This is a genomic window from Mesobacillus sp. ABV4_180, assembly GCF_056158485.1.
Genome location: NZ_JBSWTJ010000001.1, coordinates 3308969 through 3329403 on the forward strand (window position 1 = coordinate 3308969; position 20435 = coordinate 3329403).

The window sequence follows — 20435 nt, forward strand, 5'->3', positions numbered from 1 at the left end:
TTCTATTGGTTTTTTTTCAATGTTGTGTGAATGCATCGGAAGGGAAATAGTTTGTGCTGATTTTTTTTCATTCCTGAGATGCTGTCAATGAATCACCTGGAGGGCGCTTACCGCGTTTCAATTCATTGATGGTCAAACCAAAACGCATTTCCAAATGGGGATAATCCTTAAAATGCCTCCAGTCACCTCCCCATTCAAAGCCCAGCTCCTTTGCGATCCCCACTACTTCCATCCAGTCAGATTTCCCATTTCCATTCCCATCATAGGCCGTATCCCAGATTGCTTTCCCCTGTGAATTCAATAATGCGAAATCAACTGCAAGCCCAAAATTATGATACGACTCCCCCCCTTTTGCATGGGTAACAATTTGGCCATCCGTCGATCTTCCCTTTTCGTATAGCTGATCCTGCTCCTGAAAACTTCGGAATCCATCTGTCACCATTACCTTTATTCCTGTGTCAGCTGACCGCTGAATCAGAATGTCTTTATTTTTCTGGACTATTGGATGAAGGTCCTGTGGCAATGGAACATCTTCATTGATGCCCGGATTTGTAATGAATTGATAATATAGGAGGAGGGCAATCAATATCAATAAAAAAGTAAATGATGCACTCCCAAATAATTTAATTTTCAAATTGAATTTCCTTTCAGCTAAACTTTTATTCTATTATATAACGAATTCAACTTATACTTAGTTTCATTGAAAAACCTGGCAAAGGAATTTGCCAGGTTTGCGGTTCTTAATGAAATTTATATTTATCTAAAATCCGGTCGGCAATCAGATTGTACCCTTTGTCATTCAAATGCAGGGTATCACTGAAATATTCTTGCTTATCTACACCTTTGAAAAGATCATTTGTCGGAACATATACTATTCGTTTTTCTTCTTTCATAATATTGTTAATTTCTTCGTTCCAATCATTTATGATTTTTTCGATTTGCTCGTTTTCCTGGTAAGGATTATATAACCCCAGCACTATGATTGGAGCTTTCTCATTGTTTTCTTTCAGGATATCGATAATTGCAGTAAGATTTTGCGAATAGATATCCTGTCCTTTTCTAATGTCATCCATCTTTGGATTTTTCAGGTTTCCCCCGTTGCTGTTAAGTAAATCATTCGTCCCGATAAATAGGATGAAATAATCTGCTTCATCGAGTTTCCTGCTTACCCTGATATCAGATAACTGTGTGAGGATCCCAGAGGATTCAAGCCCATATACTGCCTCATTCGTAAAATTGTAATCCACGCTGTACTTCTCGTTCAACCTGTCGGAAAGTGTTTCAATATAGCCAGAGCCTTTTTCATCACCTGCACCATAGGTAAGTGAATCGCCGAATGCTACTACAAGCTTGTCCCCTTTCTTTGTGACTGGAGTTTGATGGTAAATGCTGAAGGCAGCGAGGACGGAGATTAAAATTATCGTATATAATACATATGCTGTCTTTTTCATGCTGTGTTCCTTCCCTGTTGTTTTCCCCTTTTTTACCCGCTCTTTGCCCATTGCTAAACATGCAGAATCCTCCACGGAATTTTATTCCTCTTGCCATGATGTTACGAACATGTTATATTAATTAAGCGATGAGCTGAATTGTGTAAGCCGACAGACACTCCTTTTGGAAATGCACGATGTGGCGTGCAGTCAGTCGCCTCAATACGCAGAAAAGACGCCTTTCGAGGCGTCTTTTCCTTTTTTATGGACCGATTATCTGTCTTTGAATCCATCTCTGTCCAGGTCTGTTCCGTTATTGCATCCATCACCATCCAGGTCTGATTCATTCACCAGGCGGTCGTCGTCCGTATGAAGGTGTGCTTTCTCTCGCTTCACACTCTCAACTACATGCTCAGTATCCGTAACTTCACGCTTGCCGATGACAAGTTCTTCTGTCACAACTGGCTTCTTCGTTACCTCCACTTTTTCCTCCATGATTGGTACACGGATCGTTTCGTCTTCATCAAATGCAGCATCCGCTCCAGTGACATCTTCATTTACTTGACGTCTCTCGACAAAGACTTCCTCATGAGTAACTGGAATATTAACCTTTTGCGTTTCTTCAACTACTTCTTTGTGAACCTCTACTTCTCCTGATTGGACTGTTTCTTTAGAAACATCCAGCTGCTCTTCTCTTAGTTTCAATGTTTTCTCATCTGTGTCGTAGCGGTCAGTATCATAAGATCCTGTTACACCAGTCCCAGTGTTCGTCACTGAAGTATCTGAAATATAGCCTGTGTCCTCTGCATTAAGCCCGGATGCATTCGTTTCAGCTAAAAGAATGATTCGTCCAGCACGTACGTCTTCTTCATACTCTCTTGCTGAATCATCTGTTAAGCCAAGTCCCACTAGTCGGTCTGAGATTGAAGGCTCGTTACCGCCAAGATTTCTGTCTGCATCAAATGCAGTCATCAGGCTTTGCCAGAATCCTCCTTCGTTATGAACGTCTCTGTCAGAGCCAATGTTTTCTGTTGTCACACCTGTCCTGCTTTCAAGAGCAGAAGAAAGTTCCGTCGTATCTCCGATGATTGAGAAATCCTGGACTGCATATCCATTGTTTTTATATTCTTCAATAGCCCCGATTAATTCTGTTTGATTATCATAAACTCCAACTACTTTTTTTGCCATTGTAATTCCTCCATTTCATTATCAGTTGATCCGGTTGTCCCGGTAGTGAGGTAATACCCATGGCTCTCAATGGTTGAAACATTTTTCGCACTTGCCAATATTAGCCACATCATGGATGAGGCTCTCAGGGAACCAATAGCGCAAGCTCATCATCGTATAGCTTCCAAAGAAAAAAGCCGGATGTTAAATCACGGCTTTTACTCTTCTTCTATTTTAGTGACTTCCAGGTAGGCAATATGATATTCATCAATCTCGATGATCCTGAACAGATAGCCCTCTTCTTCGATTTCATCGCCAATTTTCGCATCAATATTCTTTGTCATGAACCAGCCGCCAATCGTGTCTACATCTTCTTCTGATAGTTGAATGCCAAGTAAATCATTCACTTCATCAACCAACACTCTGGAACTGAACAGATAATGGCCCTCTTTCACTTTCCTGACTTCAGCAATTTCATCCGCATCAAACTCATCGCGGATATCACCGACGATTTCCTCCAGTATGTCCTCTACGGTCACAAGGCCGGACGTACCTCCATATTCATCAATCAATATCGCCATATGAATCCGCTCTTTTTGCATCTTAACCAGCAGATCATGGATTGGAATCGTTTCAATCACCCTGATCACCGGCTTAACAAAAGACTTTAAGATTGATTCCTTATGGAGATCCTTTTGAGTCAATTTAGCAGTCAGGATTTCCTTGATATTAATCATTCCGAGGACATTATCCTTTTCTCCATCAATCACAGGGTATCGTGTATATTTTTCCTGCTGGATGACATTAATGATTGTCTCAATATCGTCAGTGATATCCAAAGTAACAATTTCTGTCCTTGGAACCATGATTTCTTTTGCGATCCTTTCATCGAATTCAAAAATATTGTTCACATACTTCAGTTCGTTTTGGTTGATTTCGCCGCTTTCATAACTCTCAGACAGTAAAATTCTCAACTCTTCTTCAGAGTGTGCAATCTCATGTTCTGAAGCAGGTTTTAATCCAAACAGCCCGACAAGAAGGCGGGCCGAACCATTTAGTACCCATATAAATGGATACGCTATTTTATAAAACCAGATAATTGGTTTTGAAAATGCGAGCGTAATCGCTTCCGCTTTTTGGATTGCAACGGTTTTAGGGGCTAATTCACCTACCACCACATGCAAAAAAGTAACTGAGGCGAAGGCAATTCCAAATGACAGGATGTTTGTTAATGAATAATTAAGATGCCAGCTTTCAAACAAAGGATGAAGCATAGCCTCAACTGTTGGCTCGCCAAGCCAGCCTAGCCCCAAAGCAGTGATTGTAATACCGAGCTGGCAAGCTGACAAATATTCATCAAGATGCGAGACTACATGCTTTGCTGCCTGGGCACCTTTTCGGCCTTCCGCAATCAATTGGTCAATCCTTGATGTACGTACTTTTACGATAGCAAATTCGGTTGCTACGAAAAATCCGGTCAATGCAATCAATAATGCGACTAAGAGTAAATTAGTAATAATCAATGGGCAAGCCTTACCTATGTAAGGCAAACACCTCCTATATCAAGAATAAGTTCAAACAGGATCATAAACATGGATGAACACCAAAGCATTTTTTTAGTTATACCCCTATAAGATACTGCTAACGCATTTTAAGGAAAAAACGTGTATAATCTCACCATTATTATTAGTGTTTTCACTTCAATATATCAGGAGAAAAAAATACCCTGAGGTACAGCATGCCAAATATAGGATTTGGCGCTGCAAATTCAGGGCAAAAAAATCAGGATGCTTTTCTGGCAGCCTCTTCGGTTCTATCTTTTGACAGAAACCAGCCTGCTGCTGCGATTCCCACCAATACTGCATAGAATGTGAGCTTCCAACCGGTTGAATGGGCGAATTCAGAGCTCAATACCCCCAGTGAAGGATGGGACAGGGTTACAACAGCCAGCTTCACCCCTACCCAGCCTACAATACCAAATGCAGCGATTTCGAGACCCGGTCTTCTTTCAAGCAGGGATACGAACATATTCGCGGCAAAACGCATGATAATTAGACCGATCATTCCGCCAGCAAAAATAACAAGGAACTGGCCTCCATCCATGCCACCGATGTCTGGCAGAGGCGTTTCAGGCAATACAACTGCAAGTGCGACAGCCGCCAAAATGGAATCAACAGCAAATGCAATGTCAGCAATTTCGACTTTGAGGACTGTCACCCAAAATCCGCTTTTCTTCGCTTTTTCTTTGCCAGGCTTCTGTTCTTGTTCTTCACCTATATCTTTCATAGCCAGTTTCCTGATGATATGGTTCACTGCCATGAACAGCAGGTATAGGGCACCGATTGCCTGCAGCTGCCATACATCGACCAGGAAAGAAATGATGAATAGCGATGCAAAACGAAACACAAAGGCACCGGCCAAACCATAAAATAATGCCTTTTTCCGTTTTTCTTCAGGCAGGTGTTTCACCATGATCGCAAGAACAAGTGCATTATCAGCTGCCAAAAGTCCTTCCATGACGACGAGCACAAGCAAAACCCATCCGTATTCCAAAAATAATGTAAGTTCCATTTTCATTCCTCCTGTTTGCGATGATTTTTTCTCAAATATTCTCTCCTGGCAAAAAAGAAAAGGCCCTTACCATTATGGTAAAGGCCTAAAAATGCATAGAAAAAGACCTTTACCAAAATAGTAAAGGTCTTGCTAACAACGTCATGTTGCCAATAAAGCCGGAGATTCTCATCTCGTAATGACGACTTTATTGTAGCAGCTACTCCCCTTTAGAAAGAGAATATTTAATTACCTTTAATATATATAAGCCCATAAAATCTGTCAAATATAAAGACGTGAAATGCAGGCATTCCCACTTTTTAAAAATAACCTGCAAATATAGTACTTTTTCCTTAAACAATTTTCGAAATTGCCGAAAATAAAAATATATACTAATTATTCCCCTACGAAAAAACTGAAGGAGTGGACAAATTGCTTTTTAAGAAAAAGATCGCTGCCGTCAAAGCAGTGAAAAAGAAGAAAACGGCCAATAAACAATCTGGAAGACTGAAAAGAAATATGAGCTTAAAGCTTAAGGTTGTTTCTTGGAGTATCATCTCCATGCTACTCCTGGCCCTAGCTACGACGGTTTATGCTCAATATACAATCAAAAACAGCAATTTAGACTCGATGGAAGCTGAACTTAACACGATTTCCAGCCTGTTATCTGACCAGATCACTCCAGGGAAAGCTCAGACGATTATCAGCAATCCTTCCAAAAACAATCCTGGTGTTATGACGCTTCAAAAACAAATGGACCAGATTTTAAAAGAAAATCCATTAATTAATAATCTTTATTTACTTACATTGGATGGGGATAAAATAACCGTTCCTACAATGAGTTCCGCCATGATGTCGAAGGATTTTACATACGGCTCACCATATACAGGCGGCAAAGCCTTTGATACAGCCGCCCTTGAATCATTTAAAGATAATAAAAGAACCACGACAGAAATTTATAAATCACAAAACGGCACGAAAATCTCTGGCTTTGCACCTATTACCAATATGAATGGAAATGTAATCGCCCTTTATGGCGTGGACTTTGATGTTTCACAGGTCGATAAGAAAATTAATGCTGAGGTCGGAGGCATTTGGCTTCTTGCCCTGATAATCCTTGCTTTCACAAGCGCTGGAATGTATTTCCTCGTATCAAGGCTGATCAAACCACTTAATAAAATCAAAGATATCACAGCGAATATCGCGAGAGGCGACTTGTCACAAGAAGACATCATGGTGAAATCGAAGGATGAAGTTGGAGCTTTGGCAGAAAGCATCAACACCATGACTTCTTCATTAAGGAACCTGGTTTCACAGGTGCAAACCAGTACAAAAGAAGTCACAAGCGAAACGGATGCGCTTTCGAAGGTATCATACAGTTCAGTGGAAGCAATCAGGGAGCTTACAGCAGCCAACCAGCAGGCTGCTGCCAGTACGCAGGAACAGAACGCCAATATTGAAGAAATGCAGGCAACATTGGAGGAAATCAACGCAGGCATCGAAGAAATCAATGCCTCCGCACAGCAGGCAAGCTATATTGCGAAAAATTCAACGATTACTTCAAAAGAAGGAACAGTACGGATTGATGAGATGCTCACAGGGCTTGAATCTGTAGAAGAGAATACGAACCATCTAGCTGACATCATCATCATGCTTGAAAAGCAATCTGATAAGATCACACAATTCGTCAAAATCATCAATACGATTTCTGATCAGACAAATCTGCTAGCTTTGAATGCTGCCATTGAAGCAGCAAGAGCTGGAGAACATGGAAAAGGCTTTGCTGTTGTAGCCAATGAAGTCCGGAAACTTGCTGAGGAGAGTGCTAAATCAGCATCAACCATCATTTCCATCGTCAACGAAAACGTCCAAAATACTCGAGAAGCAGTCGAATACATTACTAAAACAAGAGAAGCCGTTCAATATAACAAAGATCTCTCATCTAATGCTAAGAATACACTTCATGAAATCTATGAAACAACACTGGAAATTGAAGATAATTCAAATAATATTGCTTCTGCCATTGAGCAACAGGTGATTGCTATTGAACAAATCACGAATTCTCTAGATACGGTGTCACAAGCATCTCAGCAAATTGCTGCAGGCACCAGCCAGTCAGACCAATCCACACAGGATCAGCTGAGAATCGCAGAGAACATCAATGAAACGTCAAAAATTCTTCAGCAGACAGCATTAGAACTGGAGAAATTAACTGGGAATTTCAAGTTATAAAAAATTCTTGCACCTTGAGAACAACAAAAAAGGATGCCCAATGGCATCCTTTTTTATTTTTTCCTGAAGCCCTCTTCTTCTAAATATTGCTTTGCTTCATTATACGACAGGAACGTCCCATCGAGGTTCAATCCTGCATACACATTCCACATATCGTCTTCGTTTACGAGGATGAGAGTATGGTTTTCAGCATTAACCCAGCGCTCCTCTTCATGATCCTCGATAATTGCAGATTCAATTGTGGTATTCGGTGAAAGAGACTCAATAGATTGCCGGATCACCGTCCTTAGTTCTTCAGCAGAAAAATCACGGATATTTACCATGCCCTTTGGATCGAGATCATAGCCTCCTAAAAATTCTGCAAAAACAAATCCATTTCCATTTGGGTGCAGGTGATATACTACATTCTTCTTGTCGTAGACGCTATCTTCGAAATGGAAGTTCACACGTCCCAAAGATACATTTTTTCGTTCCAACTCCGAAAAAGATTCAATAATTGCAAGTTTTTCTTCAAAAGTCAGCATAGTGCCTCCAGATTCATTACAAAAATTTTGATTCCGTTCATTATACCATTTGATAACGAACCAACAAAACAGGTCTTTTTTAAGCTTATCATTATGTTACTTAAACTGTTTTAGGATATAATTAAGTTACATAAGGAGATGAATCAATGCAAACTGTAAGCGCGATAAAATCCAAGCGGCACATCAAACAAATGAAGCAATTTCTAGAGTCGCACTCGACAAGAGATTATTGTCTATTTTTGCTCGGGATAAATACCGGCATTAAGCTTCATGACTTACTGAGCCTTCGTGTTCAGGATGTCAGCAACAATGATGGAGAAATAGCAGAATTCCTTTCAATTCCCCAATATAGTAATCCACCGATTTTCTTGAATGCCTCAATAAGGCAGTCTCTCGCAAAATACTTAAATGAAAATCCTATGATTGAAACAAACTATCTCTTTAGGTCACGAAAAACTGGCGAACCAATGACAAGGCAACAAGCTTACCGGATCATTAATGCGGCTGCAAAAGAGGCCGGAGTCGAGGAGCCTGTCGGCATGACTACCCTCAGGAAAACATTTGGCTACCATGCCTATTCCCAGGGCATTGCCATTTCACTTATTCAGAAAAGACTTCAGCATGCTTCTCCATCAGAAACGATGCACTTCATCGGATTGGATCAACATCCTGTACCGGTCAACATCAATATCAACTTATAAGGAGGGCTTTATTTGCCGGAAAATGTTCTAAGTACAGATTCATTCATCTTGCTGTTGGCTTTTTTATTCATTGTAGGAGTATTGACGACAAGATTTTCAACCAGACTGGGAGTTCCCTCGCTAATTTTCTTTATTATGGTCGGGATGGTCATGGGCAGTGATATTCTTGGCATCGTCTATTTTGATAATGCAGCACTGACACAAATGATCGGTGTCATTGCGCTGGTCATTATATTGTTTGAGGGCGGCCTGCAAACAAATTGGAAAGATGTAAGGCCAGTAATTGTTCCTTCATTATCACTTGCAACAGTTGGTGTTTTAATTACCTCAGGGATCGTTGCAGTTGCTGCGAAAACAATTTTGGGCCTTGATTGGCTTGAAGCGATATTATTTGGAGCGATTGTTGGTTCTACGGATGCCGCAGCCGTCTTCGCTGTCCTGAAAGGGCATAATATTTCTCCAAAGCTTGGTTCTACCCTCGAAGCGGAATCAGGATCGAATGATCCTATGGCAGTGTTTTTAACCGTCGCAATGATTGAACTTATTACGATACCCGATGCAAGCATCCTAAAATTAATAGGCGATTTCTTTTTGCAAATGGGACTGGGATTGATTCTGGGTGTAATTTTTGGAAAGGTCGCTGTAAAATCATTGAATTCTATTAACCTTGATTCCAGCGGACTTTATCCTGTATTCGCCACTGCATTTGCATTGCTGACTTACGGTGTGACAGCTTTCTTGAATGGAAGCGGCTTGTTGGCTGTTTACATTGCAGCCATAATTATCGGAAATGCTGAGATTGCTTACCGCCATTCCATTTTCCGTTTTTCAGAAGGCTTCGCCTGGATGATGCAAATCCTTATGTTTGTTATCCTGGGACTCCTTGTTTTTCCATCAGAACTTTTCACTCCTGCCATTTTAATTCAGGGCATTCTGATATCAGTGATCCTGATGCTGGTAGCAAGACCTGCAGCAGTATTTATCTCAACAATAAATATGAAATTTTCCCAAAGAGAGAAGATTTTCCTCTCCTGGGCTGGATTAAAAGGCGCAGTCCCAATCATCCTGGCCACCTTTCCTTTACTGGCAGGAATTGAGGACAGCCACCAGATATTCAATGTTGTTTTCTTCGTCGTATTGACCAGTGCTCTGATTCAAGGTGCCACAATTCCAATGTTAGCAAATAAGCTTGGATTGAACGGTCCCAAGAAAACGACACCAATGCAGTCTCTTGAACTGATTTCCCTGGGAAAAGCGGATGCTGAAATGATCGAATATGAGATGGAAAGCGACAGTGCGATTGTCGGCAAAACTTTAATAGAAATCTCCTTACCCGAAGGCTCCCTTGTGAATGCGATCATCAGGAATGGCAAGCTTATTGCTCCTACTGGCAATACCGCGATCATGGCTGGTGATTTCCTTTACATTTTGTCAGCCAGAAAGAACAAACCTCAACTAAAGAAACTATTAAGGGAAAAATCAACTTATGAACAAAATGCCCTTGAATTAAAGTAAAAAACCAGTGAGGTTAGTCCTCACTGGTTTTTGTCGATTATGCTCTTAATTTTTCCACGAACATATAATGCATCTCTTTTAAGATCTTTTTATATTCATATTGTTCAAGTATAGTTGCCTGTAATGTGACGCCATTCACCATCGCCCAAAATATATCCGCATATTTGCCCGGATCAAGCTGGATTCTGAATTCTCCTGCTTCCTGCCCTTCTTTAATGATTCCGGCCAGCAAGGTGACAAAGAAATTTTCATAACGTTCAGTAAGCTTCATCTTCAATTCAGGATTTCGGGTTGAATATAGCCTGAACTCGTAATGGACAAGGGCTTGGTCCTTGTTCTCTTCATCATTAGGATCGTTATGCAGGTAGGCTTCGACAAGATAATCCAGCTTCTCCAAAGCTGTCTTCCGCTTTGCGATCGCTTCAGTGAATTTAGTCCCAGACTCGTTTGTCTGGCGCTCCATCAGAGCCAGATAGATTTCATCCTTGCTTTTGAAGTAATTATAGATTGCCCCTTTGCTCAGGCCAGAATGCACAACAATATCATCAACAGTCGATGCTTCAAATCCCTTTTTCGCAAAACAAGCATGTGCACTCTGCAAAATTTCCTGCCGCTTCTTTTCTTTGTATTCTTCCGAAACAATTGGAGCCATTCAAACTACCTCTTTTTCTGTCTAAGATTAGAGTTTGTATATCTTGCTATACTTATCTTCAAGGTATTGAACCAGGTAGTCAGCATTCAGTTCTTCACCTGTAGCCTTAACGATCAGCTCGTTCGGTGTATACAACATGCCATATTGATGGATGTTCTCCTTCAGCCAATTTTTGATCACCGCAAAATCACCTTGTTCGATGCTATCATAGAATTCAGGAACATCCTGCTTTATTTTGTGAAGAAGCTGTGCCGCATATAAATTCCCTAGAGAATAGGACGGGAAATAGCCAAAGCCGCCGAATGACCAGTGAATATCCTGCAGGACACCTTCACTGTCATTGGATGGTGTAATTCCTAAATATTCACTCATTTTCGTGTTCCACATTCCAGGCAGGTCCTTTGCTTCAATCTCACCGGCAATTAATGCTTTTTCAATTTCGTATCGGACCATAATATGCAGATTATAGGTCAGTTCATCTGCCTCTACACGGATGAATGAGGGTTCGACTGCATTGATAGCACGGTAGAACTCATCCAGATCCAGATTCCCCAGCTGGTCAGGGAAATACTCCTGCAGCTTTGGATAAAAGTACTTCCAGAATTGCTCACTGCGTCCCACCATGTTTTCAAGGAACCTGGATTGTGATTCATGAATCCCGAAAGACGCCCCCTCCTGCAGGACTGTCCCCTCAAATTTCTCATCAATGTTTTGATCATAAATCCCGTGTCCAGCCTCATGAATCGTACCGAAAATAGCCGAACGCACATTATTTTCGAGATATCTTGTCGTAATCCTTACATCACTGGTATTAACTGCCTGAGCAAAAGGATGGACTGTCTCATCAAGCCTCCCAGCTTCCATATCGAAACCAATCAATGGGAGAAGATAGCGGTTGAATTCTTTTTGCTGATCAATTGAAAATGGCTGGTCAAAAATCTCCGCTGCCGGCTTGAAAGAAGAATTTTGTATTCTTCTAAGCAAGTCTGCACTCGATTCTCTTAATTTAACAAACAAAGGGTCGAGCTTTTCTACCGTAAGACCTGGCTCAAATTCGTTAAGCAGCGCATCATATGGATGTTTTTCGTAACCGTAAATTTCAATAGCCTTTCTCTTGAAATCCACAATCTTCTCCAGATATGGAAGGTATTTTTCGAAGTCACTGCTCTCCCTCGCCTCTACCCATGCATCATTGGCCTCAGACGTCAGCACCGAAAATTCCTTGATCATTTCAGCGGGGATCCTCTTTGAACGATTATAAAATTTGTTGCGTTCCCTGACCTTGACCTTGGCAGCATAGTCCAGATAGTCCTCGGCCTCAGGAGAAGTGAGTGTTCTTAAGAGCTCCCCCATTTCCTCCGAAACTGATAGCTTGAATGCTTCCGTTCTTAGTGTGCCGTTTGCTTTAGCAAAAATCGAACGGCCCTTTTTTGGTGCAATTACTTTTTGATCCCAGCTGAGCAAGCCTAAAATACTATTAAAATGCGAGATTTTTTCGTCTAATTCTTTGAATTTTCCCAATGCAGAAGTGATTGATTGGTTCATAACCTTTTGGTCCATAATCCTTCCCCCTTTTAAATAAACTATCTAGTCGGTTTATTATAATCTATATTACATTATTTTTTCAATTATCACAAAATTATTAAAAAACATTTCTAAAATTATGCAACTTTTCATAACCTTACAACGTCAATGTTTAAATAAAGAAAATTTTACCAAAGGAGAGCTTATGAAAAAGTTTATTCATTACCCATTCTTGTTTTTGACCTCAATTGCAGGTCTATTGTTTTTCTTGACCTTCCCTCGTCTTTTTACCTTTAGAGGAGTGGAAAGCGAACACCTTGGCTTGAAGCTTCCTGCTTTCTTTAAAGCCCTTGCTGCGACAGCCTTACAGATTTTGGAGCCTGACAGCTGGAAATTTTTCGAAAGCTGGAAAACTGAAACTGTCATCGACAGGTATACATACTCATTAGAAATCATTTTTGTAAGTATGCTGTTCACTATTATCATAGGAAGTCTAATTGCCTATTTATTTATGAACCTACCTTATGCTCACCGTTCCAAGGTCAGACATATCCTTAATTTCTTTGAGGGACTTCCTGATTTACTCGTTATTTTCATGATGCAGTTGTTCTTGTTTACCCTTTTCAGGGAATTCAATATCCGCCTGGTTACCATGTATGGGCTGGCAGGCAAAGAACCGCTTATTTTTCCAATGATCATAAACTCCATCCTCCCTTCGCTGTTTTTAGCTCAATTCCTGATAAAAGTAATGGAGGAGGAATTCGAAAAACATTACATTCTTTTAGGTCAGGCAAAAGGGTTATCCAGGATGCAGCTGCTGTTCATCCACTTAACCCGAAATATAGTGCCGGTTGTCTCCATTCACTTTAAAACCATCATCTTCTTGGTTTTAACGAACCTGGTGCTCGTTGAACACATGTTTGTCCTCGATGGCTACATTAAAGAACTTCATAAGCTAATGCTGACAAAAGGGGTGTCTCCGGCTAAGATTCTATTTTATGTTGGGGTCTTTATGGTGCCAGTCGTCATCGTGGAGAGAATAGTCACTTTTTTTGGTAAAAATGCCGGGAAAGCTCGGGGGCTGAATATATGAAAAAGATAAGGAGTATTTTTTCAACATTTTTTGCTTTGATTATCACTTTATTTAGGAACATCAATTCCAAGAATATTAAAGCTGGCTTTGCCTGGTTGGCCAGGGAAACTAGGGAGTTGAATTTTTCAAAGCTAAAAAAAGGAGGGACAGTTGCGGCTAAATACTTAATTCAAAGGTTCATGGCATTACTAAAATATATCAATAACCTAAAATACCGGAATATAAAGATTGGTGCGGCCATCCTCATTCTAATGTTCACGGTCAGCTGGTTCACGGAGCCGATACCCGAAAGCCATGAACTGTTGATTTTCGATGAGAATGGTAAATTTGTCGCTGCACCTCCGGCTCCTCCGTCCCTGACCTTCCCGCTGGGGACAGATTTAGGCGCTAGAAGTATGGTGAACCTTATTCTAGTCGGTGTTAAATACACACTCGGTGCGGTAATTGGCATCACTCTTGCACGCATTTTGGCAGGGACATTGCTGGCTCTGCTGACGGTATTATGGTATTCCGGACTTAGACGGTATTTCAGTGCATTCTTTTGGCCGTTTCGGTATATCCCGGCATTGCTGGCCGGAATCATTCTGATCATGCCGGTGGCAGGAGTACCTATTGGGATATCTTCAAATATCATATTAGAATACCAAATTTTAGTTTTGGTGTTCATCGGACTGCCTGGAGTCTATTACTTTATCCTGGATATGATAGAGGAGATCGAGAAACAACCCTACGTACTGAGTTCAACACTGATGGGTGCCAGCAAATTCCATACATTGATTAAGCATGTCTGGCCGAATATCAAATCTCATTTACTTTTATTAATGACCCAGCAGATTTTATCAGTTCTGCAGCTTTTGACTTTCCTTGGAATTTTTTCCCTGTATCTCGGTGGTCCCCACTCTACAGCGTTGACTGATATACCACGGTTGATTTATCGGACAATTACAAACGAACTTGCAGGGATGGCAGGCCAAAACTTCTGGCTGATGAGGCGTGCGCCGTGGATGGTCTACAGCCCTATCGTGATGATTGCATTGATTGGAATCATCGTGAATTGGATGAAGAAAGGGATCGAAGATCATATAGCCGGGGTCGTACCAGCGAATAAAAGGGCTAAAACGGTGGACAATCATGTTGCCATAGAGAATACCAGCCTTTCTAAAAACTTTGTAATAGTGGGTGTGAAAGAGAAGGCTGAGACGGAGTATGAGCAGAAGAAATATATTAGCGACTATTTCCGTGGAAAACTCCGGATGGCAAGAGGTTATATGAGCCGCTATACCCTCTACTGCCATATTGAAAATATTGTCTTTAAGCTTACAGAATACATCTCATACAATGCCAAGCCGGCTTTTACCACATTATTGACCGTGTCCTTTGTATTATGGGCAGGAATGTTTTCTTATGCAGAGTTTGGTGCAAATGAAACAGCAGTCACTAAAGAAACAAAAACAAAAAGTGTGGAAGTATCTGCTGAAGATAAAGAGTTATATAGTAACAGTTTTACAAATAAGGAGCATGTACCTGTCCTCTATAAAGCCGACCTGACTTATCAGGATGCCGATGCTGTATTAAAGGGCAGCCTGCATGTTTCAACTACCAATACTACAGGTGCCGACCAGGAGAAAATCTTTTTCCACCTGTACCCTAACCAGTTTAAAGAACCAATTGACGGTCCCGAATGGGAATTCGTTCGAGGGCCATCACCGACACCTGGCTGGATCGATATCGAGGATATTAAAGTAAATAATCAGAAAGCTGATTTCAAGGTTGATGGAACTATTTTAGAAATTCAAATGAAGGATTGGGCTGACAAGAAAGCTGCCGAGTTGGATATTCAATTCAATTTCCAGCTCCCTTCGAATTACAGCAATGCAAGCTATGATTATGCAGCAGTATGGCTCGGCAACTTCCTGCCAATACAGGCTGTATATGATAAAAACGGCTGGAACCTGGACCCCTATTCACCAATCGGCTTGCCGTTTTACAGTGAAACAGCTAATTTTGACATTACCATCACCGCTCCTGACAAATACGAAATCATGTCGAATGCGGATGAAGCCAATGCTATTACTGAGACCAAAGGTGAAAACAAGACATACAGTGCCAAGATGGATAATGTCCGTGATTTTTCTCTCGTCCTTCTGGATAAACAGTATTATCAAGCAGAAAGATTCATGAGTAAAAATGAAACACTTGTGAATGTATGGTACCGTCCTTCCACTGACAAGCAGCAGACAGCAAACAGGAATGCAATGGGCGCCGGGCAAACCATCGATTTCTTTGAAGAATTTTACGGTATACCGCTGCCTTATAAGGAACTGGATATTATTCGCACAGCGGAAGGGAACCCACAAATGGCTTACCAGGGAATGATATTCTCACCTGGATATCATTTTTCAGATAATAGCTATTCTTCCCTTGGTATGTCAGATGGCGTGATCCGCCAGTGGCTGTCAGGATTGGTCGGAAGCCAGGGCTACAAGGAACCATGGGTTAATGAAACACTCGTTAACTATTCCTTGAAAACATATATGGGTGAAAGAGGCTTCACGCCTAAAAGTTCTGCAGAAGAACAAACAAAACAGCAAGAAGAAATCGCAAGAATTCAAAAAGAAGGCCAGTACTTAAGCAGCCCTTTAAATGAGTTTAAAAATATTAATGACTATACGCTCATGATGGGGATACAAGGTTACAATATGTATGCTGAGCTGGACTATTTGGTCAAAGCTGGAAAAGTGAAAAAAGCAATGAAGCAATACGTCAATGAGTATTCAAATAAAAATGCATCTGGACACGATTTAATTACATTATTCGAAAAAGCAGGCCACCCCCAGGCAAAAGGGTATTTCCAGGCGTGGATGAAGCCTGCGGAGAGTGAATAGATGTAAATGGTACTATGAAGTTAACATCGGTTTTCTTGGTCATTTCGCTGATGGTTTGTGCTTGAAATGTCCTTTAAACCGCTTTTCTTGGACATTTGACTGCCAGCTCAGGATCGAAATGTCCTTTAATCAGGTTTTCTTGGACATTTTACTGACGGCATGAGGGCGAGATGTCCTTTAAACCCGTTTTCTTGGACATTTCGCCGGCAACTGGGGCTAGAAATGTCCTTTAAACCAGTCTTCTTGGACATTTTACTGCCGGCTCGAGATCGAAATGTCCTTTAAACCGCTTTTCTTGGACATTTTGCTGCCGGCATGGGGGCGAAATGTCCTTTAAACCATTTTTCTTGGACATTTTTCTGCAGGCCTGGGATTCAAATGTGCAAAAAACCAATCTTTCATCCTGAAAAAACCGCCTGGAATCAACATCCAGGCGGTTTCTTATTATTTCTCCTCAACACTTGGTGCTTCTACATTTTTCTTTTCCCGTATTCCATCTGCCAGTGCATCGATGCTGTGCCTGACATTGGCTTTCCCTGAAAAGTTTTCAATCAGTTCTTTTACATCAATGCCTGATGATGCTTTCAGCGATTCCTGCAGGGTCGCCATCAGGTTGGTCGCATAGCCAGTTACCTTATTCGCTCCGCCATTTGCATCGCTCCCGCCAGTATCGACAACAGTAATCTTATCAATATTGCCAAGTGGTGCGGCAACTTGTTTCGCGTATTCTGGCAGCATCTTCACGATCATATCGAGGATTGCGGCCTGGCCGAACTGTTCGAAGGCTTCAGCAATCTTTTCTTTCGCTTCTGCTTCCGCCACACCTTTTAAGCGAATGATTTCAGCTTCTGTTTCACCCTGTGCTCTCTCTGCATCTGCTTTAGCCAAGCCATCCATACGCACTCTCTCAGCTTCTGCACGGGCCATTGCTTCAATCCGGTACTTATTCGCATCGGCTTCTGCAATTTGCTTCGCTTTGTCAGCAGCGGCTGATTGCTCAACTGCATAGCGGTCAGCATCAGCTTTCTTCTTGACCTCGGAATCATACTGGCGTTCACGGCGCAGGATTTCTTTCTCTTCGAGCTCGATTTGCTTTTGGCGCTCGATAATCTTAACCTGCATTTCCTGTTCTGTTACCTCTTGCTGTGCCCGCGCTGTTTCCAAATCGTACGCCTGGTCGGCACGCGCCTTTGCGATATCTTGCTCACGGCGGAATTCCGCCATCTTCAAACCATTGATTTTTTCAGCTTCAGCGATTTCAGTTGCGCGCTCAAATTCAGCTTTTTTCGCTTCTTTATCCGCTTCAGCCTTTTTGATGCGCGTCTCTTTTTCCGCATCTGCTGTTGCGATATCTGCGTCACGTTTTACCTGGGCAATTCGTGGTTTACCAAGGGAATCCAGATACCCATTTTTATCCCGGACATCCTTGATGGTGAATGACACGATGACAAGACCCATCTTTGCAAGGTCCTGTGAAGCAACCCGCTGAACTTCCTGGGAAAACTTATCCCGGTTCTTATAAATCTCCTCCACTGTCATTGATCCTAAAATTGAACGCAAATGCCCCTCTAAAACTTCCTTCGCTTCGTTTTCCCTGTCTTCCTTTGTCTTTCCAAGGAACTGCTCGGCAGCTGTGGCGATTTCACTGATGGATCCGCCAATTTTTATGATAGCCGTTCCATCTGCCATGACTGGAACTCCCTGTTCTGTATACACTTCAGGAGTTGTCACTTCAAGCTTGCTTGAAAGCAGGCTGAGCGGACGTGACTGCTGGAACACCGGAAAAATGAAGGTACCACCACCCCTGATGATTTTGATCTTATTATTCGATTCGTCCGTGTGCACATTGCGGCTGCCGAGGAAACTGCCAGTCACGATCAAAGCTTCATCTGGCCCGGCTGTCTTGTATTTGGTAATAAAAACAGCAATCAATGCAATAATCAGGAATACAACAAAACCAATAACGATAAACATTAAATCCATACCTGTTCCTCCTAAATATAAGTCTCTAATTCTTCATAAACCCGTACTTGGAGCACACCATTTTCAACATCGATAACAAGGACTTTTTTTCCATACGGTATTTCATTTTTGGTAAAACTGACTGCCGGCTTCGAGATTCGGCCGCTGATATTTTCGATCAGGACCTCACCATATCCATCAACCGGAATGCCTGTGATCACTGTTCCAATCCTGCCTCTCAAATCACTTTCCTTATACACAAGTGACTCCTCTGCATTGGATAATGGAATCAGCACAAACACATTCAATAAAGTTACAAAAATAAGCGCAATAATGACAGAAGAACCCACAATTAAAAGACTGTTCAGCTTTGTAAAAACTTCTCCTAAATACCCGCCTGCTGAAAAAATTGTCACAAATGAAAAGATCAATGTTGGATTCATAAATGGAATGCCTTCCGTGACACCTTCCACTACGTCACCAAAAAACAGATAAAGAATCGTGACCGCACCTGATATGACCAATCCATAAAAATAAATCGTTTCCAATGGTATGCCAAACAGCTCCATTTTCCTCACCCCTTGCCAAAATTAATAAAACACCCTCCCTTTTTCCATTTATTCCTTGATATGTATTACGATTGTCCTGGAAATAAGTTTCAAAACATTGAGAAATTTACAAAAAATCATAAGAAATAAAATAGGCCGCGAAGAACTCCGCGGGCCTAAAGTAAATTAAATTATTTAGCTAAACCTTCTTTTTTTTTGCTGTAAATCTTCTTGATCATTCTGATTTGGCCGCGGTGGTTGATTTCATCCTCGAACACATGGAACCATTTGAAATAATTGTTCCCCGGCTGATTCCACCACCAATTGGTCTGTTCAAACAGCCATTCATCCGCAAGTGTTTGGAACTTACTATAGGTATCGTTCCTGGCCGCCTGGAGGTCTTCAAGATAATATTCCAGCGGGAACCCTTTGAAGGCTGCTCTTCCTTTTTCGCCAAGTTCCAGTCCTGCGGCAAGTTCTTCCTCTTCTTCCTGAGTTGGGTCCCGCCGTTCAAAAGTGACAATCTGATAGATTCTTTCAACTGCAGCCATGTGGCCAAGAAGCATGCCGATCGAATTCGCTTCCCCATGAATGAGGTAATCGAGTTTGTCTATTGATAGCCCCTCAACTGCGTCCAAGGTAGTTTTACGTGTATAGTTCATCATCGACACCAATTGGCTGAAAGTCGAGGTAAAACCATCTTTCTGATCCACCAAAAATATTGTAGACATATCAAAGCCCATATTCTCACTCTTTTCTGTAAATGATTGAACTAATACTATTCGCTGTCCCCTTTATTTTTCCTTTATGTATTTTTTTAAAATAGAAGTGGGGGATTCTAATTGTGGCCGTTTGCGTGAAAATGGCTGTATGTTGGTGTAGTTCATCAAAAAAATAGCCTTAGCTATGAATCTAGCTGAGGCTGAATAAATGATATTTATAAGATTGCCAAGTCAGCAGGTTTAGCTTCCCCGTTATCTTGTGGAGCAATTAATTCGTTGTAAAAAGTCGCATTGGCTGTGCTTATATATGGCACCAGCCACAAGAAGCCTATTCCAAGAGTGAAGATGGCAATGAACGCCCAGCCGATGAAGCTAAGGTTCATCAGGAAGAACTTCAATTTATAACCCTTCATCCGCACTTTACTCTGGGTGATGGCTTCCAGAGCAGATAACTGCGGATGATCCCTTAGCAGGTAGAACACTTGAGAATAGGAAATTCCTTTTATGATTCCAGGTATAATCAATAATAAAGTCCATAACATTGTAAAAATCCCGACCAGGATGGATGTTCCAATGACCTTCAGGGAAAGTTCCCATTCTTTATACACCGCGAATACCTGGGAAATCTTAGGATCATTCCATCTTGCAATCACCAGGTAAAACCAGTAGCTCGCTGCTGACAGCGGTATGAAGAGAAATGTGAAAAATGTACTGACAAGGCTTGCCCATACCGGTGTTTCTGTCTGTGCTACCCAAGTTGAAAACCCGCCGCTTAACACTACTTCTACCATCATTGGAACAAATGTTGTCACAAGGAACACAATGAGTGTCAGCGCGACGCCGATTCCCCATTTCCCTTTTAATGAAGCCAGGGATTTCTTTTTTATTTGTGAAATACTTAAATCCATATACTTTCCTCCTTTTTTGAAC

General features: G+C 41.5%; 17 protein-coding genes. 5 read left to right on the plus strand and 12 right to left on the minus strand.

Annotated elements, in window-relative coordinates; genetic code table 11:
- Positions 1 to 67: 67 nt before the first annotated feature.
- From ACXAEA_RS16990 to ACXAEA_RS17010, 5 genes are all read right to left on the minus strand, one after another.
- Positions 68 to 634: a M15 family metallopeptidase gene (locus ACXAEA_RS16990; RefSeq protein WP_475097048.1), complete on the minus strand. Its 567-nt coding sequence runs from the start codon at positions 632 to 634 to the stop codon at positions 68 to 70.
- Positions 635 to 740: 106 nt separating this feature from the next.
- Positions 741 to 1451, minus strand: a complete 711-nt coding sequence (locus tag ACXAEA_RS16995) for a DUF459 domain-containing protein (protein WP_475097049.1) — start codon at positions 1449 to 1451, stop codon at positions 741 to 743.
- A 252-nt stretch (positions 1452 to 1703) separates the two neighbouring features.
- The gene (locus ACXAEA_RS17000; protein WP_475097050.1) at positions 1704 to 2618 is read right to left on the minus strand and encodes a YsnF/AvaK domain-containing protein; all 915 of its coding nucleotides are present in this window, start codon (positions 2616 to 2618) and stop codon (positions 1704 to 1706) included.
- Positions 2619 to 2815: 197 nt separating this feature from the next.
- A complete protein-coding gene (locus ACXAEA_RS17005) occupies positions 2816 to 4120 on the minus strand; it encodes a hemolysin family protein (RefSeq protein WP_475098154.1) in 1305 nt (434 codons plus the stop codon).
- Positions 4121 to 4379: 259 nt separating this feature from the next.
- Positions 4380 to 5168: a TerC family protein gene (locus ACXAEA_RS17010; RefSeq protein WP_475097051.1), complete on the minus strand. Its 789-nt coding sequence runs from the start codon at positions 5166 to 5168 to the stop codon at positions 4380 to 4382.
- 411 nt (positions 5169 to 5579) lie between these two features.
- Here ACXAEA_RS17010 and ACXAEA_RS17015 point away from each other — a divergent pair, with 411 nt between their 5' ends.
- Positions 5580 to 7379 carry a methyl-accepting chemotaxis protein gene (locus ACXAEA_RS17015; RefSeq protein WP_475097052.1) on the plus strand — a complete coding sequence of 600 codons (1800 nt, stop codon included), beginning with the start codon at positions 5580 to 5582 and terminating at the stop codon, positions 7377 to 7379.
- A gap of 53 nt (positions 7380 to 7432) precedes the next feature.
- Here ACXAEA_RS17015 and ACXAEA_RS17020 read toward each other — a convergent pair whose 3' ends face one another.
- On the minus strand, positions 7433 to 7903 hold the full coding sequence (locus ACXAEA_RS17020) for a hypothetical protein (protein WP_475097053.1): 471 nt from the start codon (positions 7901 to 7903) through the stop codon (positions 7433 to 7435).
- Between the two features lie 146 nt (positions 7904 to 8049).
- On the opposite strand from ACXAEA_RS17020, the gene ACXAEA_RS17025 reads away from it, so the two are divergent.
- Together ACXAEA_RS17025 and ACXAEA_RS17030 are read left to right on the plus strand one after the other, a co-directional pair.
- Positions 8050 to 8604 carry a tyrosine-type recombinase/integrase gene (locus tag ACXAEA_RS17025; protein WP_475097054.1) on the plus strand — a complete coding sequence of 185 codons (555 nt, stop codon included), beginning with the start codon at positions 8050 to 8052 and terminating at the stop codon, positions 8602 to 8604.
- A 12-nt stretch (positions 8605 to 8616) separates the two neighbouring features.
- Positions 8617 to 10119: a potassium/proton antiporter gene (locus ACXAEA_RS17030; protein ID WP_475097055.1), complete on the plus strand. Its 1503-nt coding sequence runs from the start codon at positions 8617 to 8619 to the stop codon at positions 10117 to 10119.
- A 37-nt stretch (positions 10120 to 10156) separates the two neighbouring features.
- On the opposite strand, the gene ACXAEA_RS17035 is transcribed toward ACXAEA_RS17030, so the two are convergent.
- Entirely contained in the window at positions 10157 to 10771 is a 615-nt protein-coding gene (locus ACXAEA_RS17035) for a TetR/AcrR family transcriptional regulator (RefSeq protein ID WP_475097056.1), read from the minus strand.
- Between the two features lie 27 nt (positions 10772 to 10798).
- Positions 10799 to 12331, minus strand: a complete 1533-nt coding sequence (locus ACXAEA_RS17040; protein WP_475097057.1) for a carboxypeptidase M32 — start codon at positions 12329 to 12331, stop codon at positions 10799 to 10801.
- A 169-nt stretch (positions 12332 to 12500) separates the two neighbouring features.
- On the opposite strand from ACXAEA_RS17040, the gene ACXAEA_RS17045 reads away from it, so the two are divergent.
- Positions 12501 to 13388, plus strand: coding sequence for an ABC transporter permease family protein (locus tag ACXAEA_RS17045; protein ID WP_475097058.1), 888 nt, complete (start codon positions 12501 to 12503; stop codon positions 13386 to 13388).
- Positions 13385 to 16273, plus strand: a complete 2889-nt coding sequence (locus ACXAEA_RS17050; protein WP_475097059.1) for an ABC transporter permease subunit — start codon at positions 13385 to 13387, stop codon at positions 16271 to 16273. Before ACXAEA_RS17045 ends, ACXAEA_RS17050 begins: the two co-directional genes overlap by 4 nt.
- 444 nt (positions 16274 to 16717) lie before the next feature.
- On the opposite strand, the gene ACXAEA_RS17055 is transcribed toward ACXAEA_RS17050, so the two are convergent.
- The 4 genes from ACXAEA_RS17055 to ACXAEA_RS17070 form a co-directional block, all read right to left on the minus strand.
- Entirely contained in the window at positions 16718 to 18256 is a 1539-nt protein-coding gene (locus ACXAEA_RS17055) for a flotillin family protein (protein ID WP_475097060.1), read from the minus strand.
- Between the two features lie 11 nt (positions 18257 to 18267).
- A complete protein-coding gene (locus ACXAEA_RS17060) occupies positions 18268 to 18804 on the minus strand; it encodes an NfeD family membrane protein (protein WP_475097061.1) in 537 nt (178 codons plus the stop codon).
- 170 nt (positions 18805 to 18974) lie between these two features.
- The gene (locus tag ACXAEA_RS17065) at positions 18975 to 19514 is read right to left on the minus strand and encodes a DinB family protein (RefSeq protein WP_475097062.1); all 540 of its coding nucleotides are present in this window, start codon (positions 19512 to 19514) and stop codon (positions 18975 to 18977) included.
- A 206-nt stretch (positions 19515 to 19720) separates the two neighbouring features.
- The gene (locus tag ACXAEA_RS17070; RefSeq protein ID WP_475097063.1) at positions 19721 to 20413 is read right to left on the minus strand and encodes a DUF975 family protein; all 693 of its coding nucleotides are present in this window, start codon (positions 20411 to 20413) and stop codon (positions 19721 to 19723) included.
- Positions 20414 to 20435 lie beyond the last annotated feature (22 nt).

What these genes read in the sequence shown, in the direction of transcription:
- ACXAEA_RS16995 (WP_475097049.1), bottom strand. Translation starts at nt 1,451, where the DNA reads ATGAAAAAGACAGCATATGTATTATATACGATAATTTTAATCTCCGTC.
- ACXAEA_RS17000 (WP_475097050.1), bottom strand. Translation starts at nt 2,618, where the DNA reads ATGGCAAAAAAAGTAGTTGGAGTTTATGATAATCAAACAGAATTAATC.
- ACXAEA_RS17010 (WP_475097051.1), bottom strand. Translation starts at nt 5,168, where the DNA reads ATGGAACTTACATTATTTTTGGAATACGGATGGGTTTTGCTTGTGCTC.
- ACXAEA_RS17020 (WP_475097053.1), bottom strand. Translation starts at nt 7,903, where the DNA reads ATGCTGACTTTTGAAGAAAAACTTGCAATTATTGAATCTTTTTCGGAG.
- ACXAEA_RS17025 (WP_475097054.1), top strand. Translation starts at nt 8,050, where the DNA reads ATGCAAACTGTAAGCGCGATAAAATCCAAGCGGCACATCAAACAAATG.
- ACXAEA_RS17035 (WP_475097056.1), bottom strand. Translation starts at nt 10,771, where the DNA reads ATGGCTCCAATTGTTTCGGAAGAATACAAAGAAAAGAAGCGGCAGGAA.
- ACXAEA_RS17040 (WP_475097057.1), bottom strand. Translation starts at nt 12,331, where the DNA reads ATGGACCAAAAGGTTATGAACCAATCAATCACTTCTGCATTGGGAAAA.
- ACXAEA_RS17045 (WP_475097058.1), top strand. Translation starts at nt 12,501, where the DNA reads ATGAAAAAGTTTATTCATTACCCATTCTTGTTTTTGACCTCAATTGCA.
- ACXAEA_RS17050 (WP_475097059.1), top strand. Translation starts at nt 13,385, where the DNA reads ATGAAAAAGATAAGGAGTATTTTTTCAACATTTTTTGCTTTGATTATC.
- ACXAEA_RS17055 (WP_475097060.1), bottom strand. Translation starts at nt 18,256, where the DNA reads ATGGATTTAATGTTTATCGTTATTGGTTTTGTTGTATTCCTGATTATT.
- ACXAEA_RS17060 (WP_475097061.1), bottom strand. Translation starts at nt 18,804, where the DNA reads ATGGAGCTGTTTGGCATACCATTGGAAACGATTTATTTTTATGGATTG.
- ACXAEA_RS17065 (WP_475097062.1), bottom strand. Translation starts at nt 19,514, where the DNA reads ATGTCTACAATATTTTTGGTGGATCAGAAAGATGGTTTTACCTCGACT.
- ACXAEA_RS17070 (WP_475097063.1), bottom strand. Translation starts at nt 20,413, where the DNA reads ATGGATTTAAGTATTTCACAAATAAAAAAGAAATCCCTGGCTTCATTA.